Consider the following 19026-nt stretch of genomic DNA (forward strand, 5'->3'; position numbering starts at 1 on the left):
TGCTTTAGGGTTCTATTCCAATACTAATTCACACTGATTTATTTGTGAAATATATAAAAAACATTTACTTAATAGATATAAACTATAAATCATGCAAAGTGGCTGATAAGTAACATGAATTCAACTTTTCAGGTATAAGAATTATTCAAGGAGGCCTAGACTTAGAGTTAAGTCAACGGCACAAAATAGTTGAAGAGTTGTTGAAGCGATTCAGAAAGGAAATTTTATGAGCAGGAAAAAACAGTTAAAGATAAAAAAAGTAGGCCTAGAGCATCTTACACAGTACAATCAACTGCTAAGGTATGTCTTTCAGGTCACCTATCGGGATTTGCATCAAATCGGCTGGGAAGAAGATGAGATTATTCGCGCAAAGTCGCCCGCGTTGGAACAGGCCGACGTGCTGGGCTGGTTTGACGGGGACAAGCTTATTTCTCAAGCAGCGGTTTATCCTTTACAGGTGCGCATCTTCAACAAAACCTACGAGATGGGCGGACTTACTGGTGTAGGTACATACCCGGAGTATGCCAACCAAGGGCTCATGCATAAATTGTTATATCAGGCGTTGGAAAACATGAAAAACCGGGGCCAATCGATTTCTTTCTTATATCCATATTCTATCCCTTATTATCGCCGAAAAGGATGGGAAATCATTTCCGATAAGATCACCTATGAAATCAATGATTATCAATTGCCCAAAAACAAACAGGTTCCCGGTGAAATCGAGCGCGTGGCGGTGGACAGTGAGCAAGTGAAAAAAGCTTATGAACGGTTCGCTTTGCAAACCCATGGCGCCTTGCTGCGCAATGACTTGCTGTGGAATGAATATTGGCTATGGGAACCGGACGATATGATGGCGGCTATCTATTACAATACGGAGGAGGAGCCGGACGGCTATGTGCTTTACCGGATCGCCGACGAGGTATTTCATATTAAGGATATGATTTTTATCAATGAAGAGGCGCGCAGCGGACTTTGGAATTTTATCAGTGCGCATTTTTCAATGATCTCCAAAGTGATCGGCAATACGTATACAGATGAACCGCTAGCATTTTTATTAGAGGATGCGGATATTAAGGAAACGATTTCTCCCTATTACATGGCCCGCATTGTAGATTTAGAAAAGTTTATCGCCCAATATCCCTTTAAGCCAGACACGGCTGACCGAGAGTGGACATTTATGATGGATGATCCGATGCTTTCATGGAATCAAGGGGTATTCACCCTGCGCATCACTGCAGAAGGCAAAGGCGAAGTCACGCGCGTCTCTGCGAAAAGCAACGACAAGATTGATATCCAAACAATGGCAACCATGCTGCTTGGATACAAGCGACCGGACTATCTTCACAAGATCGGACGAATAGCTTGCGCACCGGAAACAATAGATATGCTGGAAGATGCCATCGAGCAGCAGGCGCCTTATTTCTCAGATTATTTTTAACTAGAATCTACCCGATTGGGCAGTTCCCTGCGAGCCCGAAAAAAACCAATGAATCTCAGCGTTTTTCGAGATCCATTGGTTTTTTACAGTCACTGCTGCACCTGTCTAATTAGATAAATTTAAGATTGCGCCGTTCGCTGCTGCTGCTCCACTACGGCAGTCAAGCAGGCAAGCGTCAAGCCCTGGCCCCAGCCTTGTGCCCATTTTTTGGGTATTTCCAAATAACCTTCAATATTGTTCATGACAGCTGTTCCAGCAGATACATTCAGCACTCTGCCATTATCAGATATATTATCCAGCAGTCCGTTAAGCGCCTTTTGAACGTACTTACCGTGGAGCAGATTGCCTTGATTGACCATTGCAGCAACTATGCCTGCTGATGCTGAAACCTCCCCATATGAGGGTGCGTAATCGAGAACGGTTCCCCATAACCCATCCTCGCGCAGCAAGCGTTTAAGCGCTGACAATTGATCACGCAGCGAGCAATCAATATGCATAAAAGGCGGATACAAGTAAGGCTGTGGAAGCACTCTACCTACACGCGACATCGTATACGCCGCCCAAGCATTCGCTCTTCCCCAGTAAATCCCGGACATATGATCCTTCCCGATATGATTGTAGCCGTGATACCACAAGCCTGTATGCTCATCCTGCAAATAGTTAATATGCCAATAATATTGATGCAGAGCATCTTCAACTAGCGCCTTATCATCGAGCATCACGCCTACACGAAGCTGGAAGTAAGCAGCCATGAACAGCGTATCTGCCCAGCATTGCTCGGGAAAATCATTTTTCGCAGAAACGGTATGCTGAAGCACACGATCCCCGAAGCGCAGCGCATGATTTTGGATATAATCGATTTTGCTTAAAATCAGATCCAAATATTTCTGCTCATTTGTTTCCTGATACAGCGTCACAAGCATATGACCCATTGCACACGTATTAACCGTCCAGGTCGGCAAGCCGACCTCGATATATTCATCACACCAAGCAGCCATACGCTCCAGATAACGCTTCTCGCCCGTCACTTCATAAGCTCGGCTAACGCCATAATAAGCAACTCCGCACGGCCAATCCCATGTCAAATCCATATTCAGTGTATACTCCACCACATGATCAATAACAGTTTTTAGCTCGGTTGCATTTGATTCCAGCTTTAGCATACACGCTACCTCCATCAACCAAAGCCCTGGCGAGTGCGAGGGCTTTGGTTTCGTTTGAGTTCAATTATCTAAAATTGCCGCTTTCAATAATTTTTTGCTTTTCATCCAGAATCTCTTGGTAGCCAGCATCTAGATAGATTTGTTTTGATTCTTCATACAGCTTGTCAAATTGATCCTCTGGTGCAGTCGCGACTTTGATGTACAATTCCTGGAACAATTCATTCAGATCTGCTTTATACTCAGCAACTGACTCAACGACCTCTGTAAACAAAGCGTCCGGAGTACGATAAGGCGCTGTTTCTTCATAATACTTGATCAGATCTTCTGCCAAATACTCATAGCCTACAGGTGCCCAGTTACGAATTTGAGCTTTACGATTTACTTCAGGATCGTTATATAGCTGCGTCTCGATAACAAGTGCCCAGTAGTCCTTGTTATTGTTTAATGAAAGTACAGATTCGCCTGCAAAATCTGCATTGCGTATAGCTATGCCATCAGAATCTATTGTGTAGTTTTCACCTTCAACACCGTTTTGCAGGAAGAACAAATTATCCGGTTGACTCATCCACTCTAGGAACATCCAGATTGCAATACGCTCAAGCTCAGGAGTTTGATAGTTAATCCCCATAATGAATCCAAATGGCCAGTAAGCACGTCCTTGTGGTACTAAGCCTTCAGGAACGCCAGCATAAGGAGGCATTACAGCGAATTCAGCTTCCGGGTTATTCGCTAACGTTGCAGCAATAACGTCGGAGTTGCTAGTGAGATAGCTTCCATACGTACCTGTGCGCCCAGCAACAAATTCTGATTTAATTTTGTTATCATCATCTCTTAGATAAAATTCGCGATCGATAAGGCCATTATTGTATTGGTAGTTCAAGTTTCTAAGCCAACGTTCAGTATCAATAGTCGTAAAGTCAGCAATCGAAAGATCAGAGTACAATGCACGATACTCAGGGTCAATTGGCCAATCACGGAAAGCATAGTTGTAGTTGAAGTTGTTGCGAGTTAGTGAACCACCCGTCACGCCAAGACCAGCTTCCTTCCACTTCACTAGCATTTCGTTATATTTCTCTAGTGAGGTGAGATCTTCAACCTTCATTCCAACCTTTTCCACCCAATCCTTACGGATCAATGTTACGAAGTTGTCTGCGGACGGACGATCTGCATAGAAAAAGATCTTTTCATCATTGATAATTCCGTACTGTTCAATTGTATCGCTCATATTTGCCCAATAAGTTGGCGCATAATTTGCAATTTCATCCCAGTCGATTTCTTGCAGAACACCTTCGCTGTAATAGGCAATTTGCTGCGGCATATCATAATGGAATATAATGTCCGGCGCTTTTTGTGCCGCTAATAATTGTTGGAAATCCTGCACCTCATTGGAACGAGAAATTGGCACATATTTCACGGTAACATTGTATTTGTCGCCAAATTCTTTCTGAATCCAGCGTGTATAGTAATTGTCTGCAACATTCCAGCCCTCGAACGCACGGTCATAAACAGGAATTTCAATCGTTACATTTTCAGGAAAGCCACCTGAGTAATCCTGAAAACCGGAGTTAGTCCCTTCGTTTCCAGTTGGGTCTGGTTGATTGGTAGAGTTATTTTGATTATTAGGCTGGTTTCCCGTATTGCTTGAATTGTTATCTTTGCTGCAAGCTGCGAGTACACTTAAAACCATTACTAGCGATAATAACAGGGTTACAACTTTTCTGCTTTTCATATAACGAGCCTCCTCAACGACTATAATTATTCTTCTATTAATCTCTTACTCTTTAACCGCTCCAAGCATAATACCGTTTACAAAGTACTTCTGAATGAAAGGATAGACGACGATAATCGGCAATGTAGCGAATACGACGCAGGCTGCCTTCAATACATCTGGATTTGATAATTGAACTTGAGTCGCCTCAAGCTGAAAGCTTTCGCTTGCAGTGACAACCATGTAATAAAGCTTTAGCTGAAGAGGTCTCAGATCAATGTTTTGTTTAATGTAAAACAATGCATCCTGATAGGTGTTCCAGCGACCAACCGCATAAAATAAGGACAAGGTTGCAATAATGGGTTTTGAAAGCGGCAGCACGATGTTGAACAACACTCTAAAGTGTCCCGCTCCATCGATCCGTGCAGATTCCTCCAAGCTAACAGGTATTGAGCTGTAAATAGCACTTCTCATAATGAGAAAATTAAAGGCACTAAATGCTGGCGGAAGTATCAATGACCACAACGTATCCAGCATGCCAAGCTGACTTAGGAGCATATACTCAGGTATAATTCCGCCGCTAAAAATAAGAGTAAACATAAAGATAAACGTAATAAATGAGCGCCCTTTCAGTTGCTTTCGAGAAAGTGGGTAGGCTGCGCAAACGGTCACGATCAGTCCCAGTATTGTGAACACAACGGTAACAAAAACCGAAACATAGAAGGAACGAATAATCGAGGCATCTGCAAACACCTTGCTGTACGCTTCAAAGGTAAAGCCCATCGGCCAAAGCCATACTTTATTCGCTAGCACGTAAGCATCTGTACTAAGCGATTTTGCCAAAATATGCACAAGCGGCAATAAACAGGCTAATGAAGCTAAAGCGACCACAATATTAATGATGACATCCCAAGCGTCAAATCGTTTCATACCTTTAACCCGTATTGTCGTTACGTTATTAGTTGCTTTCATAATACGTTTTCCTTTCTACAATAAGCCGTCCTCACCGAGCTTCTTCGCAATTCGATCCGCGATTAATACGAGAATAAGCCCGATGACTGCCTGGAATAGACCAATGGCGGTTGCACGACTAAATTGTCCAGATTCTATACCCCAACGATAAACAAGCACTTCGATGGTCGTTGTATATTCTGTCGTTGCCTTATTCGCTAAAGTATAAACTCGTTCGAAGGAGCCTCCCATGATTCTACCTAAATTCATAATTAATAACGTCACAATAGTCACTCGTATTCCAGGGAGCGTAATATGCCATACTTTACGCCAACGACCCGCACCATCAACGAACGCAGCCTCATATAACTCTGGGTTGATTGAGCTAATGGAAGCCAGATAAATGATCGTCCCCCAGCCCATGCTTTGCCATACGCCTATGAGAAGATAAGACAGAAGCCAATGATTATCTTCTTGTAGGAACGGTATTCGGTTGCCGCCAAGGTTCTCGATGAGATTATTAATTACGCCATTCCCAACACTAAACAGCTGATAAGCTAATGCACTAATAATTACCCAGGATAAAAAGTGAGGCAAATATAGAAGCGTTTGATTAAGTCTCTTAACTCTTATACTTTTAATTTCATTGAGTAATATGGCAAGTAAGATCGGTGCTGTAAAGCTTAATAAGAAATCTAATGAATTAAGCAATAATGTATTTCTTACAGCTCGACCAAAATCTCGTTTAGCAAAGATGTCTTGAAAAACCTGAAATCCAACCCATTCGCTATCCCAAAAGCCTCTAGCGATTTTAAAGTCTTTGAATGCAATGACCAGTCCAAACATCGGTAGAATCTTAAACACGAGTACGAAAAAGATTGGAATCAATAGCATGAAGTAAAGCTGCTTGTCACGCTTTAAGTAATAGAAGATGCCTTTACCGTCTAGATCGCGTTTGGTTAAAGCGTTTACAATTTTCACATTTACACCTTCCCCCTCCTTTGTCTAACATCCCCTCTTCAATGTTTCCAGCTTTTTTGATTAGCCTTTCATCTGATTGATCGGAGAAGTTGATTCACATGTTACCCTCTACAAATCCGTTCGTAAATTGTACATTTTGATTACAGATATCATTTTTGATAATCACCGAAACCCCTTATGTAGCAAGGGATTTCGGCGATAAAATTATGAGTGCTTACTCCGACGCATGAACCAAGCAAGCTACAACCCTGACTACGCGATCAATACGGTTTACGATAATCAAAACTAACGATTCAGCTTTGAAGCTTTGTAGCTGCTTGGCGTAATTCCTTCGAATTTTCGGAAGAATCGATTAAAGCTTTGAATATTGTTATAGCCAACCTCAGCAGCAATTTGTGCCACATTCAAGGTCGATTTTACAAGTAGCTGTTTTGCTTTTTGTATACGCTTTTGATTAATGCATTCGATCAAGCTCTTTCCGGTCACCTCATATACAAGCTTGCGCATATAGGAATAGCTGATACCGATTTCCTTCGCCATCTCCTCAAACACAATTTCCTCGCTATAATGCGCATCAAGATACTCGAAGATTTTCTCGATATAATTAACGTCCTGCCCACTGTGATCCACATATGGGATGACCGCCATATAAAATTGCTTCAAATAGCCTTCCAGCTCATCGAGTGTATCAATGGAAGCAATATCGGAGTAGATATTGCCTTGACTTGCGAAGATTGCCGATGTATTAATATTTTTCTCATTCAGATGCTTAATCGTAGCCCCTACCAGCTGATTATAAATAAATATAATATTGTCGTAGGAAATATTAGCTGCATGTACAATCTGCTTGCGTATCACTTCAAATTCCAGTGAGATACTCTCCATATCGCCTGTATCGAGATAATTCAAAATTCGACGTTCACTATTTACAGGATATATATATTTTAGATTGCTTTGCTCCTCCTGACGCCAGAACAAAATGCGGCCATTGCCTTGAATCATACGATGCTTAATAAGACCGATCGCCTCGAGCCATTGACTCGAAATATGCGATGTAGATTGTGCCATGCTGCTCACTCCTATCGTGACGGAATGTCCGAAGACGTCCTTCGCCTTGGCGCTTATTTGCTCCAGGCAAGTAATAAGCAGCGACTCTTTTTGCTTGTTCTCCTCACTAACATTAATGATAATGCCCATTCGTCCCTCACCATAATTCACACTGTGAATATACAGTCCCTCAATCTGTTGATTAATCGCATTAGTCATTAACGAATATTGATGATAGGAACGAGCTTCAGGACTCGTCTTGTTCAAGTACTTGCTGTATTGATCAATCGCAATAACAGCGACATAGAAGTACTTCTCTGGAAACATCTCCTGCAACAGCTCACTTTTTTTGCGATCCAGCGTATCGCCTTTTAGCAAATGATGTATGATCAAACTGCAAGCATCCTGTTCATGCTCTTTAATGAGATATTTCAGTTTATCTTCTTCATCCTGCATTCTGCGAAAGGCCGTATCTAGAAATGCAAGCTCATTTGCCGCAGTATTGCAAGAGCCATCCCTTGCCTTCAACTGTCTGACGAGAGATCTGATCGGTTTGGATAGCCATGTTGCTAGTGCAACTGCAAGAATCGAGCCGACAATAACAAGAATAATCGTAAACACGAGAATGCTCTCCTGCACAGAGCGTGTTTGCGACATCAACGTGTCCATCGAATAGCTGTTGACATACAGCCAGTTGTAGGGGGGTGAGGTGTGCCATGTGTACAGCAGGCGCTCCCCATTCTGTTCATGAAAGGAATAACCGCTTGAAGTATTTTGCTTTCGTACATGTTCAACAATAGGTATCGTCTGAGCATCGCTTAAAAGCAGCTCTTTATTGTCATGTGAAATGACCGTATTGTCATCCTTGTTGATTATAAAGTAATGGTTGTTTTCAAGCTCGGAGCCGTTCATATGATAAGCAACCTGCTCCTCATTCAAATTTATAACGAGCAGCCCCTTCGTCGAGGTGGATAATCGATTTAGCGGCAATACATAGGACAACACCATTTGCTGTGACTCCATAAATCTCGGGTACCATATGCCCGCAATGCCGTCCTTCTCGTTTAACGCTTCATCAATCCACTGAAGTGATTCATAACGATCAAGCGGAATTATGCCTTTATCGGATGCAATAATATAATCCGCACCATTTAAATAAAAAAAGGCTGAATATACTCCCTCATTGCTGCGCGTTAAACGCTGCAACTCCTTTAATAGCGAAAGTCCAGTTTCGACACGAGTATAGTCCGCATTCAGTTGTTCATAGGATTGGTAATGACGTATTCCATCAAATATATTCGTAGATGCAAGACGAACCGTATCCTGAGCAATATAATTTAAAGCGTTTTCATTTAATTCCTGATTAGCTGTTAGACTATTTAATGAGGACTCTGCAATTGCATTTTCAGAGTATCCTAAAATTTGCGCACCACTGTACCATGTCATCATGGAGGTTGGAATGATCATGACACAAAACAATATGAATACAAGCTGAAGCATCATCGGGAATCGTTTCATTCCTCATCACCTTTTTCCTGTAAATTTCTTACATGAAAGTAGTTGCATCATGCTGTAATGGAGCAGCGCGTAATAGCTCTATAGCTGTTATTTTTTGCGTTATCGGCAGCCGTGAATCACAGCTGCCGTCTGCTACTAGATCAAGATCTGTTCGCCTGTTTGTGCAAAATAGACGTGCTCGGGAAGACTTTGCTTCTTTCTAATATCAATTGCATGTGACATATGTGTAATCCACATCTTCTTTGGCTGCCATTGAGGAACGAGCTCCAAAAGCTCCTTCACGTCATAGAGCGAGCGCGTTTCGAATGGAAACGGCTCTTGATAAAAGCTCGCTCCGATAATAAGCACATCAACGTGCAATAGTAGACGCTGCTGCTCTTCGGTAAGCGCAATGCTGTCCGGGCAATATACAAAGCTGGCTCCAGTATGCTGATGATCAAAGCGAAAGGCGTAGGAATAGCCATTCCTTCCATGATTAACGCGCCAGATGCGCAGCCTCCAATCGCCTAGCTGCATGCCCTCATCAATCGGAACATATGTGATCAGACTTGACAGCCACGGAAAGCGAGCAGCAATTTCGTCTATGACCTCCTGTGCTGCGTACAGCTTCGGAGTTACATTGGCGTAACGGCACTGATCATACCATTGAGGCAGCCCGCCAATATGATCGAAATGCGCATGTGTGATGAGCATCTGCGATACAATACGCTGATTGGCTTGTTCCATCTGAATGTGCCAGTCCGTGCCGCAGTCTACCCATATCGTCTCCCCATCCTCGGTAATGAGCTGGATAGAAGGACGATATCTGCGATTCTCTCCTGTGCTTCTTGCCTCCTCACACACCTCACATTGACAGTAAAGCCGCGGTACCGCCAGTGCATCACTTGTTCCTCGGAAAATTATGTTCATAGCTGAGCTCCTTCTTGTTGTATGGATTGTAGTTAAACAACGTTCTATCGCTTCTAATACGAATACTCTCTTATCGGTGTTCTGACAATATTTCAGCAGCAGACAATCTGAACTGAGACGCTGCATCCTCAACACTCATTTGTTTATATTCCATCTGCTCCCAGATCCATTTCAACTGCTCGATCATTTCTGCAGAGCCTACAGGATCTACTGGATCGCCAGTTGCACTGTTTTGTTCCGCCCAGGACACGTAATCCATCACCTGCTGCTGCGCTTCAGTCAGCCAGGGCTTAATTGATTCTTGAATTACTGAGGAAACAGGCACTCCTCTTTCTCCTAAAATGAGTCTGTTTGCTTCTAGGTCATTGATCCAGAAATCTATGAATTTCGCTGCCTCCGATTTAACCTTGGAGCTTTCTGCAATCGAGAAAAACATACTGGATTTCAAGTAAAGTCCTTTATCCCTATTAGGCCCTACCATAGGCGCAATCGCGAGTGGACGGTCAACAGCCTGCTGCATCGCCACATATTGATTTGACCATTGCCAGATGCCGATTTGCTTTCCTTTAGATAAATTGTTATCGGCAAAGCCTTTAATTTGCGCCTTTTCTTCAGAGGATGGTGTTGCCTTGTTATGTGCAAGCCGAACCAGTCTACCAAAATAATCGATAAACAGTTGATCGTCTTCATAACCAAGTCCAGTTCCCGCTGCATTATATAACGACGCTCCTTGCGTGCGCAAATAATAAGCAAAGAAAATTTCAGGCCGCATACCATCGTCCATATATAAGCCTAATTGCTGCGCTTTGATCGCCAGCTTTTCATAATCATCCCAGGTCCAATCACTCGGTATGCTCGTTAGACCGATTTTTCTTAAAATGTCAGGATCATATTGAAAGCCAAGCACATTGATGCCTAGCGACATCCCATAATTCCCGCCATTATAATAACCGGCTTTCAGGACATGATCATTAATGTTGGAAATATCAATTGCATTCCCCAAGAACGGCGTCAAATCTGCGAGTAGTTGTTTTTCAGCATATTGAGCGTAATAGCTGGTATCGATCTGAATCAGATCGGGCAGCTCGCCAGCGGCAGCTAGTGGAGCCATTCGCTTCCAAAAGTCATCATAGTTGGCATACTCCTCTGCATCGATTGTAATGTGAGGATGCATACTTTCGTATAACTCAATAACCTTTTTCGTATAATCATGACGTGCATCACCGCCCCACCATGCAATCCGAATCGTAACGGGCTTCTCTTGCTCGGTGCTGCTTGCGCTTCCTCGTGTTATCGAGGGATACATGCTTCCTGCCTTGCCGCCAAGCACCGCAATAACAAGTACAATCATTGCTGCACATGCAAAGACCAGTGTTTTCGTAGAGTTTTTCATCCTATACTCCCTTCCACAGCAGACAAGTCCCAATTGTCGTACCTATCATTCTATTATAAATTTTCTAGGACACTGCTGATATGTAAAATTCCGATTAGTTTGTTGAAAAAACAGAGGAGCCGGCTCAAGCAGCCGCTCCTCTCCTCTAACCTTCTATGCCACCAGGAGTCTTCCGATACTCCGTAGGGGTTTGACCTGTATATTTTTTGAATACTTGACTGAAATATTGTGGATTCTCGCCAAAACCAAGCTGCTCAGCCAGCTCGAACACCTTCACATCAGTCGAAGATTCGATTAGCTCTACTGCCTTTTCAATCCGCAGCCTCATGACATAATTAGAAAACTTCTCACTCGTTTCCTTTTTGAACAGCTTTCCTAAATAATCTGCATTCATATATAAATGCTCACTAGCAATCCAATTAAGCGATAACGATGGTTGCTCCAAATGCTGCTGCACAAGCTGGATAACGCGTGCAACGATGGAAGAGTGCTTTCTCTGCTGTGCCTCTAAATTGGCGAGGGTAATCTCTTGTGCAATCAAGCTAATATATTGCTCAATTGAACGCAAGGAGTTCAATTCATCGAGTTTCACAATACACGGCGTATAATGACTGATATGCTCCTGCAAGCAAAGCCTCGTAATCGCTACGAGCAGCGATAACGCATACGATTTCGACATAGCTGCATCAAGCCGACAATCAGCCAGCTCTTGAAAAAACAGCTTAAGCTCTCGTTCAGCAGAGAGCCAATCTCCTGATTTGATGTAGATCGACAGTGGCTCGTCATCAAAATAAAAGGAAGGTGATTCAGATATTACATCAGCAATATCCTTCTTCGTAATAATTGCACCCTCGCCCAAGTAAAATCGATAATTGATGCACTCCATCGTTTCATGATAAATGCGCCTTATGGAGCCAATCTCAGCACAATCACTTACCGCAATCGTTAACTCAAGCTTATAGTAGTCATAAAACGTATATCTAATTTGATGCAGCTTTTCAAGCAGCTGCTCCTGCTTTAGGCTCGCTTTCACCAGCAGCAGCACTTGACTGCCAATGGTGGTGCCAAGCTGAACAATTGCTGCTCCCAGTACATCCTCAGCTATGTTTTTCGTTGCAAATAGATGCTCATAGTCATAGCTGCCTTCTAATTGAAATAAAATCAGCTGAATTTGACCAGGCTCTGCCGGTATATGAAACAGTCTGCGGAATTCGTCCCAATCACGCGGTCCATACGTTTTGTTCGTAACTAGCTCCTTCAGAAACTGCTCCTTGGCATAAGGCAGCGCCTTGGCAAGCTCCTGCTCCATTCGCTGCATGAATCGCTCCTTTTTGAGCCGAGACTGCAAATCTCCAATTACCTCATTTAACGCATCAATAATCAGGCTCTCATTACATGGCTTTAGCAGATAATGCTTTACGCCAAATTGCATCGCCTTACGTGCATATTGAAACTCATCAAAACCCGACAGCAGTATAAATGCGAGCTCAGGAAACAGACGATTCGCCTCTTCCACAAGCTGCAGCCCATCCATGCCAGGCATTTTAATATCGGATATGACGATATCTGGCTTATGCTGCTTAATAAACGCCAACGCTTCCAGTCCATTTCGTGCTGTCCCAATCAGCTCTGCCTTATATTCGCTCCAATTGATCAGCTGTGATATGCCTTCCAAAATAATTCGCTCATCATCAACCAATAGAATCTTAAACATCCTCATCCCTCACAATATACGGCAATATAAGCGTTACACTTGTCCCTTCGCCGATCTTGCTCTTGATGCTTAGCCCATATTGATCGCCGTACAGCATATTAATGCGCTCTTTTATATTGCCAATACCGAGCCCCGTCCCTTTTGGCTGAACGTCTCCCTTTTCCAGCTGCTCAACATATTCGGCAGTCATGCCGGCCCCGTTGTCCTCTACTGTAATGTGCACTTGATCATCTACCATTTCAGCGAAAATTTTAATTCTGCATGGCTCAATCATCGGCTCTAGCCCATAATGGATCGCATTTTCGACTATGGGCTGTACGGACAGCTTCGGAATCATGCATGCTCGCAGTGAATCCGACACATCCACCTCATACTCCAGCCGTTCCTCGAACCGCAGCTTCTGAATAACAAGATAATGATTAATGATTTCGAGCTCTCGTTCGAGAGTAATGACGGGCTCCTTCTCATTTATCGACAGCCTCAATAGAAAGCCAAGCGATTCGACCATTTGTGAAATTCGACTTTGCTGACTCATTTTTGCCATCCAGTTAATAGACTCCAGCGTATTATATAAAAAATGCGGATTGATTTGCGCCTGTAGCGCCTTAAATTGTGTGTCCTTAATGACAAGCTGCTTGACGTAATTCTCCTGAATCAGCTCATTGATCCGCTCCAGCATGATGCGAAAATGCCGCTGAATCTGACCTACTTCATCCATTGTGATGACCGTTGTATCATCCTCTTGATAATCAAAATTACCGAGCTGAACACGCCTCATTTTTATCGTAAGCTTCTCTAGCGGGTCGGTTATGCGTCTCGATAGTTGAAACGCTACAAGAACGGCAGTTAAAAACAGTGCTACATACACAATAAGCACAATATTTTTCGCCTTTACTGTACGTTGGAAAATTTCATCATAGGGCATAAGCGTGATATAGGTCCAATCGGTATATACAGAGGACCGATGTGAAATAAAATAAGCACGGTCATGATCTTGTACGATTTTGTAGCCTTGTTCATAGTTTTGCAAATCAGAAAGCGCTTGCATGTCAAAATCGATTTTGTCCGGATAAATGATCTCCTGCTCGCTATTCATAATGATGAATTGAGCATCCTCTCGATCCAGCCCACTTGCATAATCTGAAAATAAACGATTCACATCGATCCGCACAGCTAGTATCCCTAATTCCTCCAATGAGAGATTGTGAAATCGGCGTATGCTTCGAACAGCCGTCAGCACTCGATCATGCTCATCTGGTATTGTCCACGCTATACCGCCTAGCGCCTCACCAGAATCATGCTTTAGCCTCTCAAGCCTGTGCTCGTTTAATGTAAGAGGTCTTGAGCCGACGGAATATTCCTTATCATTTACATCATAGAGCTGAAGTGAAAGCACGTATTTATCCAGCGCGCCCAGATCAACCATGCGCTGGCGAACCTTCGTGAACATAACGTAGTTGTCGTAATCCGCCTTTTCATTCCGAATATCCCACAAATAATCCTGTATATCAGGATCGGTCACGACCGTATACGATAGCGCTGCGATCTTTTTAAGCTCGCTCTCCATCCCTAAGGAAGATATGCTTAAAGCCTGCGACGATTGCTCGTGCATAAGCTCGTCATAAGCGACAAAGGCAAAGCGATGTACAATATTCGTAATCACGATAACACTGGCCATCAGCACTGCAATTAATATAAATATTTTATATTTAATTTTCAAACCAGAAAAAATGGATGCAAGGCGCCCCCATCCCAAAAAGACTCCCCCTCAGTAGAATAGACTCCATCTATAATTCATCAAAAAAATGCAATCTCCTTCTCAGTCAAAGGAGATTGCATTTTTTGATCGTGCTCTATCATGGGGTACAGTCCAGTTATGCAGCGTTAACTTACAATGGCAGCAATTCAATTGATTGCTGTGTTTTCAGCTGTGCGACCATATCCAGCCACTGCTGCGGCTTGTTTGGCAGAGCAGCATAATACGTTTCTAGAAACGTCGCTATCAACTGTGCTGAAAGCTCTTGCAGCTGCTCATCAGCAGGCAGGAAGCCAAGATCGAGCTCAGTCACCGCATTCCCCTCATGGTCCCAAGAAGGATGCACGTACGGGAAGTTTAAGCGTTTATAGCCGATATGCGACAGCACCTCACGACGCACGATCGGATTCATCGGGGATACCCCGCCAAACTCGTGATTTTGCGCACGATACGGATCATAAATCTCTGCGAACATGCCGATTGATTCTGTTCCAGATGCTGCAGCCAGCTTTTGCAGATCCATTTCACGCTGACGAAGCAGAAAACGTCCAATCCCTAAATTAGGCTGCCCGATGATCGTGAAATCCGTCATCGCAACACGCATCTCAGGGTAATAGCGATATTCGGTTGCTCCGACAACCTTCCCTTCATGGAGCGCCACATAAACATGAATGCTTGGGTCAAGCAAGGGCTCCTTCCAAAGCTCATAAGCCAAAACCTCTTCTGGCGGGAAAATCGTGCCAAGCAATTGATGCAAGGCAGGGAAGTGCGAATCGTCTATAGATTGAATACGATGATAAGTTAACAATAAAATCACTCCTTCTCGATAAATGGATTTTTCCATTGCATAATAGCTGCATAATTGCAGGATTGCTCATCTTCCAAATACTGCTCTGCAATCCCGACTGGCACTCTGCCGCAGCGAAGCAGAAACGTTATGACAGGATCCTTTAATTGTCCCGCGATAACCTTGTCCAAGTATTGCTGTGCTGACAGCTCGTGAGCATACTGCGAAAAGCCAGGCATTCTACCGCCCCCAAGCAGTGAACTCAAGCCAAGCTGCACCACCGTTTCATACATCGACTGCATCAGCCACTTGCCAACGCCAGATTTACGATATTCGGGTACGACACATATGTCAACAACATACAACGTATCGCCTTGAGGATCATGGTTGCGAATATATCCTTCGTCCGTTACCTCGCTCCAATTATGGTTATGTCCGTACTGCTGCATGTTCACGACTAGGCCAGTCATGGAACCTATAATTCTACCTCCAGCAATCGCGCATAATGCACCCTCTGGAAATCTCGTAACATGCTCATGAAGCTGCTCCTTATTCCACCACAGCTCCTCAGGAAACGGAGGAGGAAAGCTTGCGCGCTGAACGTCAATCAAGCCCTCCATATCCTCAGAGCTATAATTTCGAATCGTAATAAGCTCCGGCTTGCCTTCTTGAATGACATAAAGCTGCTTATACATAGCTCCCTCCTGCTTCCTGACGATTATGACCAATCCGTATAGAGATCCGTTCTACGATCGCGCCAAGTCATAACTGCACCTTTTGCTCTTACATCCTGCAGCAGCGAAAGGTCGATATCGCCAACGATAATCATATCGTCATTCATAATCCCTTCTGCAATGACGCCCGCAGGCGGAAACGGTATATCGTTAGGAGCCAATATCGCTGCTTTACCTACGTTTGCTCTCATAAAATCGACGTTGCGAAGCGTTCCTACTGTACCTGTCGTGACGACATAAACCTGATTTTCAACCGTTCTAGCATGGCAGCAATAACGGACGCGATAGAAGCCATGCTGATCATCGGTACAGGATGGGCAATAAATCACGTCCGCACCCTTGGCACGAACCATCCGCACAATTTCTGGAAATTCAATATCATAGCAGGTCAGCATCGCAATTTTGCCAAATGGTGTATCAAACACTTCAACGCCATCCCCAGCACTCATTCCCCATTCATTAACCTCAGTAGGTGTTAGATGAACCTTATGCTGGACCTTAACGTCACCTTTAGGAGAGAAATAATGTGCACCGTTCCGGAGACTTCCATCGGACATTTTAACAATATGAGTCCCGCCTATAATATGAACATCGTATTTTTTTGATAAAGATTGAAACAGCTCAATATACTCCTCAGTATAGTTAGGCAAGTTATCAAATGGCTGCGGATTTCCTTCGTCATCAGGAATCGATAATAGCTGTGTCGTCATAAACTCTGGAAACAGAAGCATCTGAACGCCGAATTCTGAAGCACAGCGGACATAGTGCTCCACCTGATGAGCAAATTGATCGAATGACGTAATGTCCTCCAGCTTATATTGAACTGCTCCTACCCGATATTTCATGATAGACCTCCTATTTGCGTTGTTTAAATTGTATCGTAATTGTTGTTCCCAAGTTAATCATACTAAATACTTCCACTTTTCCTTCATGCAAATCAATAATACGCTTCGCAATGGCAAGACCAAGCCCAACGCCGCCCGTAGAGCGCGCACGCGCGCCATCCACGCGATAAAAACGCTCGAACAAATGCGGAATTTCATTCTCTGGTATGCCGATTCCTTTGTCCTTAACCTCCAGGCGCACGATCCCCTTCGATAACGAAACGGAAATATCAATCGGCTCCTTGGAGTATTTAATCGCGTTATCAATAAGAATAACGAGCAGCTGCTGAATTTTATCCTTATCCCCTATCATTCGCACATTATGAGACAACGCCTTGACGCGGATAGAGCGCTGGAACGTAGTTTCCATCATCGTAGCGATCTCCTCCACGACTGGCACAACGTCAAACGTTTCTAGTTTCAACCAATCCTCCTGCTCTGCCTCAGCAAGCGTCAGCATCGACTTCGTCAAGCTTTGCAGGCGGGTCGTCTCGCGAGCAATCGCATCAATTGCTTCTTTGCGCACATTTTCATCATCTGCGCCCCAACGCTTTAAGATGTTGGCATAGCTAGAAATCACTGTTAGCGGCGTTTTCAGCTCATGCGAGGCATCGGCAACGAAAAATTTCTGACGTTCATATGTACGATCAAGTCGATCAATCATTTGGTTAAAGGCACGAATCAGCTGCTGGAGCTCTGCAGACTCCTCTCGTTCACCAAGCTCGATTTTGCGAAGCTTACCACTTCGATCAATTTCTCGCATTGTAGTGACCATCTGTGAAATGGGCTCTGTAAGCTTTGAGGTAAACCAGTATGTACCGAAAATAGCGAATAAAATAGCCCCACCGCTCGTTACGCTAAGCGCTGCAATCAGAATTTGCAAATAATCGTCCAGCTCGTCAAGGATGCGAGTCACTTCCAGCATTGCAATCACTTCACCATCAGCGAACAACGGGACGCGGGAATAGATAATTCTCTCCCCGCTGCGTGTTAGCATGCCATTGTTCTGATAAGCGCTGTATTCTGCTGGCAGCTCCAGCAAAATTTCATTAGAGCCCGAAATATTGACAACGCGATTATTCGGGCTAATAATGCGAGTCATTTCGTTAACATTATAATACTCATTAAGCAAATCTGCGGTATTTAAGCCGCGTCCACTTTGAATACGCGGATTTTCAAGCAGCAGCTTTACCTTATTGGCGATAATCTCTTCTTCGCTTTCCGTTGTAATCTTGATGACATAGAAATAAACAAAGATATTAAAAAAGATAAGAATTAAGATTAACCAAAAAATCGTAAATAACGTAAATCGTTTTCGCAGTGTCATCAATCTGGCTCCTTGATCATATAACCGACGCCACGAACCGTATGAATCAGCTTGTAGCGATAGCCCTTATCGAGCTTTTGACGAAGATAACGAATATATACGTCTACCAAATTCGTTTCGCCAATAAAATCATAACCCCATACTTCCGATAATATTTCTTCTCTTGATTTCTCCTGATTGACATTTTCGATCAAATAAACGAGCAGCTCGTATTCACGCGGCGTCAGCTCAATAATATTGTCCTTGCGCGTTACCTTGCGCGTTCTCAGCTCAATCGTCAAGTCACCTAGCGTAATTACATCAGAGCCTTCCTGATCCTTAGGCTTTTGCTGGAAAATACGCAGTATATTGCGTACTCTGGCCAGCAATTCTTCCACTGCAAAAGGCTTCGTTATATAGTCATTGGCCCCATGCTCAAAGCCGCTAACCTTATCGGGCACCGTATCACGTGCCGTAAGCAATATAATAGGAATCAAATTGCCGGATTGTCGTACCTGACGCAGTACTTCTATGCCGCTCATTTTTGGAAGCATGACATCCAGCAACACCAGTTGATATTCACCGCTATTAATCATCTCATAGCCTTGCTTTCCATCAAAAGCAAGACCTACTTCATAGCCTTCATGCTCCAGCTCTAGCTGAAGAATACGAGCTATCCCCGATTCGTCTTCCACGACTAATATTTTTTCGCTCATAATGCTGCACCTACCTTTATA

15 protein-coding genes are annotated in these 19026 nt (G+C 43.6%); 1 reads left to right on the forward strand and 14 read right to left on the reverse strand.

Annotation, left to right across the window (positions count from 1 at the left end; genetic code table 11):
* Positions 1–226: 226 nt before the first annotated feature.
* The gene (locus ACFP56_RS05820; protein WP_379232175.1) at positions 227–1438 is read left to right on the forward strand and encodes a GNAT family N-acetyltransferase; all 1212 of its coding nucleotides are present in this window, start codon (positions 227–229) and stop codon (positions 1436–1438) included.
* A 119-nt stretch (positions 1439–1557) separates the two neighbouring features.
* Here the strand turns inward: ACFP56_RS05820 and ACFP56_RS05825 are convergent, their stop codons facing one another.
* The 14 genes from ACFP56_RS05825 to ACFP56_RS05890 all read right to left on the reverse strand — a co-directional run bounded on the left by ACFP56_RS05825 (position 1558) and on the right by ACFP56_RS05890 (position 19005).
* A complete protein-coding gene (locus ACFP56_RS05825; RefSeq protein WP_379232177.1) occupies positions 1558–2601 on the reverse strand; it encodes a glycoside hydrolase family 88/105 protein in 1044 nt (347 codons plus the stop codon).
* Positions 2602–2665: 64 nt separating this feature from the next.
* Entirely contained in the window at positions 2666–4330 is a 1665-nt protein-coding gene (locus ACFP56_RS05830) for an extracellular solute-binding protein (protein WP_379232179.1), read from the reverse strand.
* A gap of 45 nt (positions 4331–4375) precedes the next feature.
* The gene (locus tag ACFP56_RS05835) at positions 4376–5239 is read right to left on the reverse strand and encodes a carbohydrate ABC transporter permease (protein WP_379233268.1); all 864 of its coding nucleotides are present in this window, start codon (positions 5237–5239) and stop codon (positions 4376–4378) included.
* Between the two features lie 57 nt (positions 5240–5296).
* A complete protein-coding gene (locus ACFP56_RS05840) occupies positions 5297–6154 on the reverse strand; it encodes an ABC transporter permease (RefSeq protein WP_379233270.1) in 858 nt (285 codons plus the stop codon).
* 372 nt (positions 6155–6526) lie between these two features.
* Entirely contained in the window at positions 6527–8806 is a 2280-nt protein-coding gene (locus ACFP56_RS05845) for an AraC family transcriptional regulator (RefSeq protein ID WP_379232181.1), read from the reverse strand.
* Between the two features lie 135 nt (positions 8807–8941).
* Entirely contained in the window at positions 8942–9715 is a 774-nt protein-coding gene (locus ACFP56_RS05850) for an MBL fold metallo-hydrolase (RefSeq protein ID WP_379232183.1), read from the reverse strand.
* A 70-nt stretch (positions 9716–9785) separates the two neighbouring features.
* Entirely contained in the window at positions 9786–11108 is a 1323-nt protein-coding gene (locus ACFP56_RS05855; protein WP_379232185.1) for an ABC transporter substrate-binding protein, read from the reverse strand.
* A 145-nt stretch (positions 11109–11253) separates the two neighbouring features.
* Positions 11254–12822, reverse strand: a complete 1569-nt coding sequence (locus ACFP56_RS05860) for a response regulator (protein ID WP_379232187.1) — start codon at positions 12820–12822, stop codon at positions 11254–11256.
* Positions 12815–14578: a sensor histidine kinase gene (locus tag ACFP56_RS05865; RefSeq protein ID WP_379232190.1), complete on the reverse strand. Its 1764-nt coding sequence runs from the start codon at positions 14576–14578 to the stop codon at positions 12815–12817. The genes ACFP56_RS05860 and ACFP56_RS05865 overlap by 8 nt, the downstream gene beginning before the upstream one ends.
* Positions 14579–14711: 133 nt before the next feature.
* Positions 14712–15386 (reverse strand): GNAT family N-acetyltransferase, encoded by a 675-nt coding sequence (locus ACFP56_RS05870; RefSeq protein WP_379232193.1) that lies wholly within the window; start codon positions 15384–15386, stop codon positions 14712–14714.
* Between the two features lie 5 nt (positions 15387–15391).
* Positions 15392–16060, reverse strand: coding sequence for a GNAT family N-acetyltransferase (locus ACFP56_RS05875; protein WP_379232195.1), 669 nt, complete (start codon positions 16058–16060; stop codon positions 15392–15394).
* Positions 16061–16083: 23 nt separating this feature from the next.
* Entirely contained in the window at positions 16084–16944 is an 861-nt protein-coding gene (locus tag ACFP56_RS05880) for a carbon-nitrogen hydrolase family protein (RefSeq protein ID WP_379232198.1), read from the reverse strand.
* A gap of 10 nt (positions 16945–16954) precedes the next feature.
* On the reverse strand, positions 16955–18310 hold the full coding sequence (locus tag ACFP56_RS05885; protein ID WP_379232200.1) for a sensor histidine kinase: 1356 nt from the start codon (positions 18308–18310) through the stop codon (positions 16955–16957).
* On the reverse strand, positions 18310–19005 hold the full coding sequence (locus tag ACFP56_RS05890) for a response regulator transcription factor (RefSeq protein ID WP_379232202.1): 696 nt from the start codon (positions 19003–19005) through the stop codon (positions 18310–18312). Before ACFP56_RS05890 ends, ACFP56_RS05885 begins: the two co-directional genes overlap by 1 nt.
* Positions 19006–19026 lie beyond the last annotated feature (21 nt).

It is taken from the genome of Paenibacillus septentrionalis (genome assembly GCF_042659865.1).
Lineage (GTDB): Bacteria > Bacillota > Bacilli > Paenibacillales > Paenibacillaceae > Pristimantibacillus > Pristimantibacillus septentrionalis.

Bases quoted from the DNA above. Each gene is read 5' to 3' on its own strand.
- ACFP56_RS05850 (WP_379232183.1), bottom strand. From the start codon at position 9,715: ATGAACATAATTTTCCGAGGAACAAGTGATGCACTGGCGGTACCGCGG.
- ACFP56_RS05880 (WP_379232198.1), bottom strand. From the start codon at position 16,944: ATGAAATATCGGGTAGGAGCAGTTCAATATAAGCTGGAGGACATTACG.
- ACFP56_RS05855 (WP_379232185.1), bottom strand. From the start codon at position 11,108: ATGAAAAACTCTACGAAAACACTGGTCTTTGCATGTGCAGCAATGATT.
- ACFP56_RS05830 (WP_379232179.1), bottom strand. From the start codon at position 4,330: ATGAAAAGCAGAAAAGTTGTAACCCTGTTATTATCGCTAGTAATGGTT.
- ACFP56_RS05820 (WP_379232175.1), top strand. From the start codon at position 227: ATGAGCAGGAAAAAACAGTTAAAGATAAAAAAAGTAGGCCTAGAGCAT.
- ACFP56_RS05890 (WP_379232202.1), bottom strand. From the start codon at position 19,005: ATGAGCGAAAAAATATTAGTCGTGGAAGACGAATCGGGGATAGCTCGT.
- ACFP56_RS05860 (WP_379232187.1), bottom strand. From the start codon at position 12,822: ATGTTTAAGATTCTATTGGTTGATGATGAGCGAATTATTTTGGAAGGC.
- ACFP56_RS05825 (WP_379232177.1), bottom strand. From the start codon at position 2,601: ATGCTAAAGCTGGAATCAAATGCAACCGAGCTAAAAACTGTTATTGAT.
- ACFP56_RS05835 (WP_379233268.1), bottom strand. From the start codon at position 5,239: ATGAAACGATTTGACGCTTGGGATGTCATCATTAATATTGTGGTCGCT.
- ACFP56_RS05840 (WP_379233270.1), bottom strand. From the start codon at position 6,154: ATGCTATTGATTCCAATCTTTTTCGTACTCGTGTTTAAGATTCTACCG.
- ACFP56_RS05845 (WP_379232181.1), bottom strand. From the start codon at position 8,806: ATGAAACGATTCCCGATGATGCTTCAGCTTGTATTCATATTGTTTTGT.
- ACFP56_RS05885 (WP_379232200.1), bottom strand. From the start codon at position 18,310: ATGACACTGCGAAAACGATTTACGTTATTTACGATTTTTTGGTTAATC.
- ACFP56_RS05875 (WP_379232195.1), bottom strand. From the start codon at position 16,060: ATGTATAAGCAGCTTTATGTCATTCAAGAAGGCAAGCCGGAGCTTATT.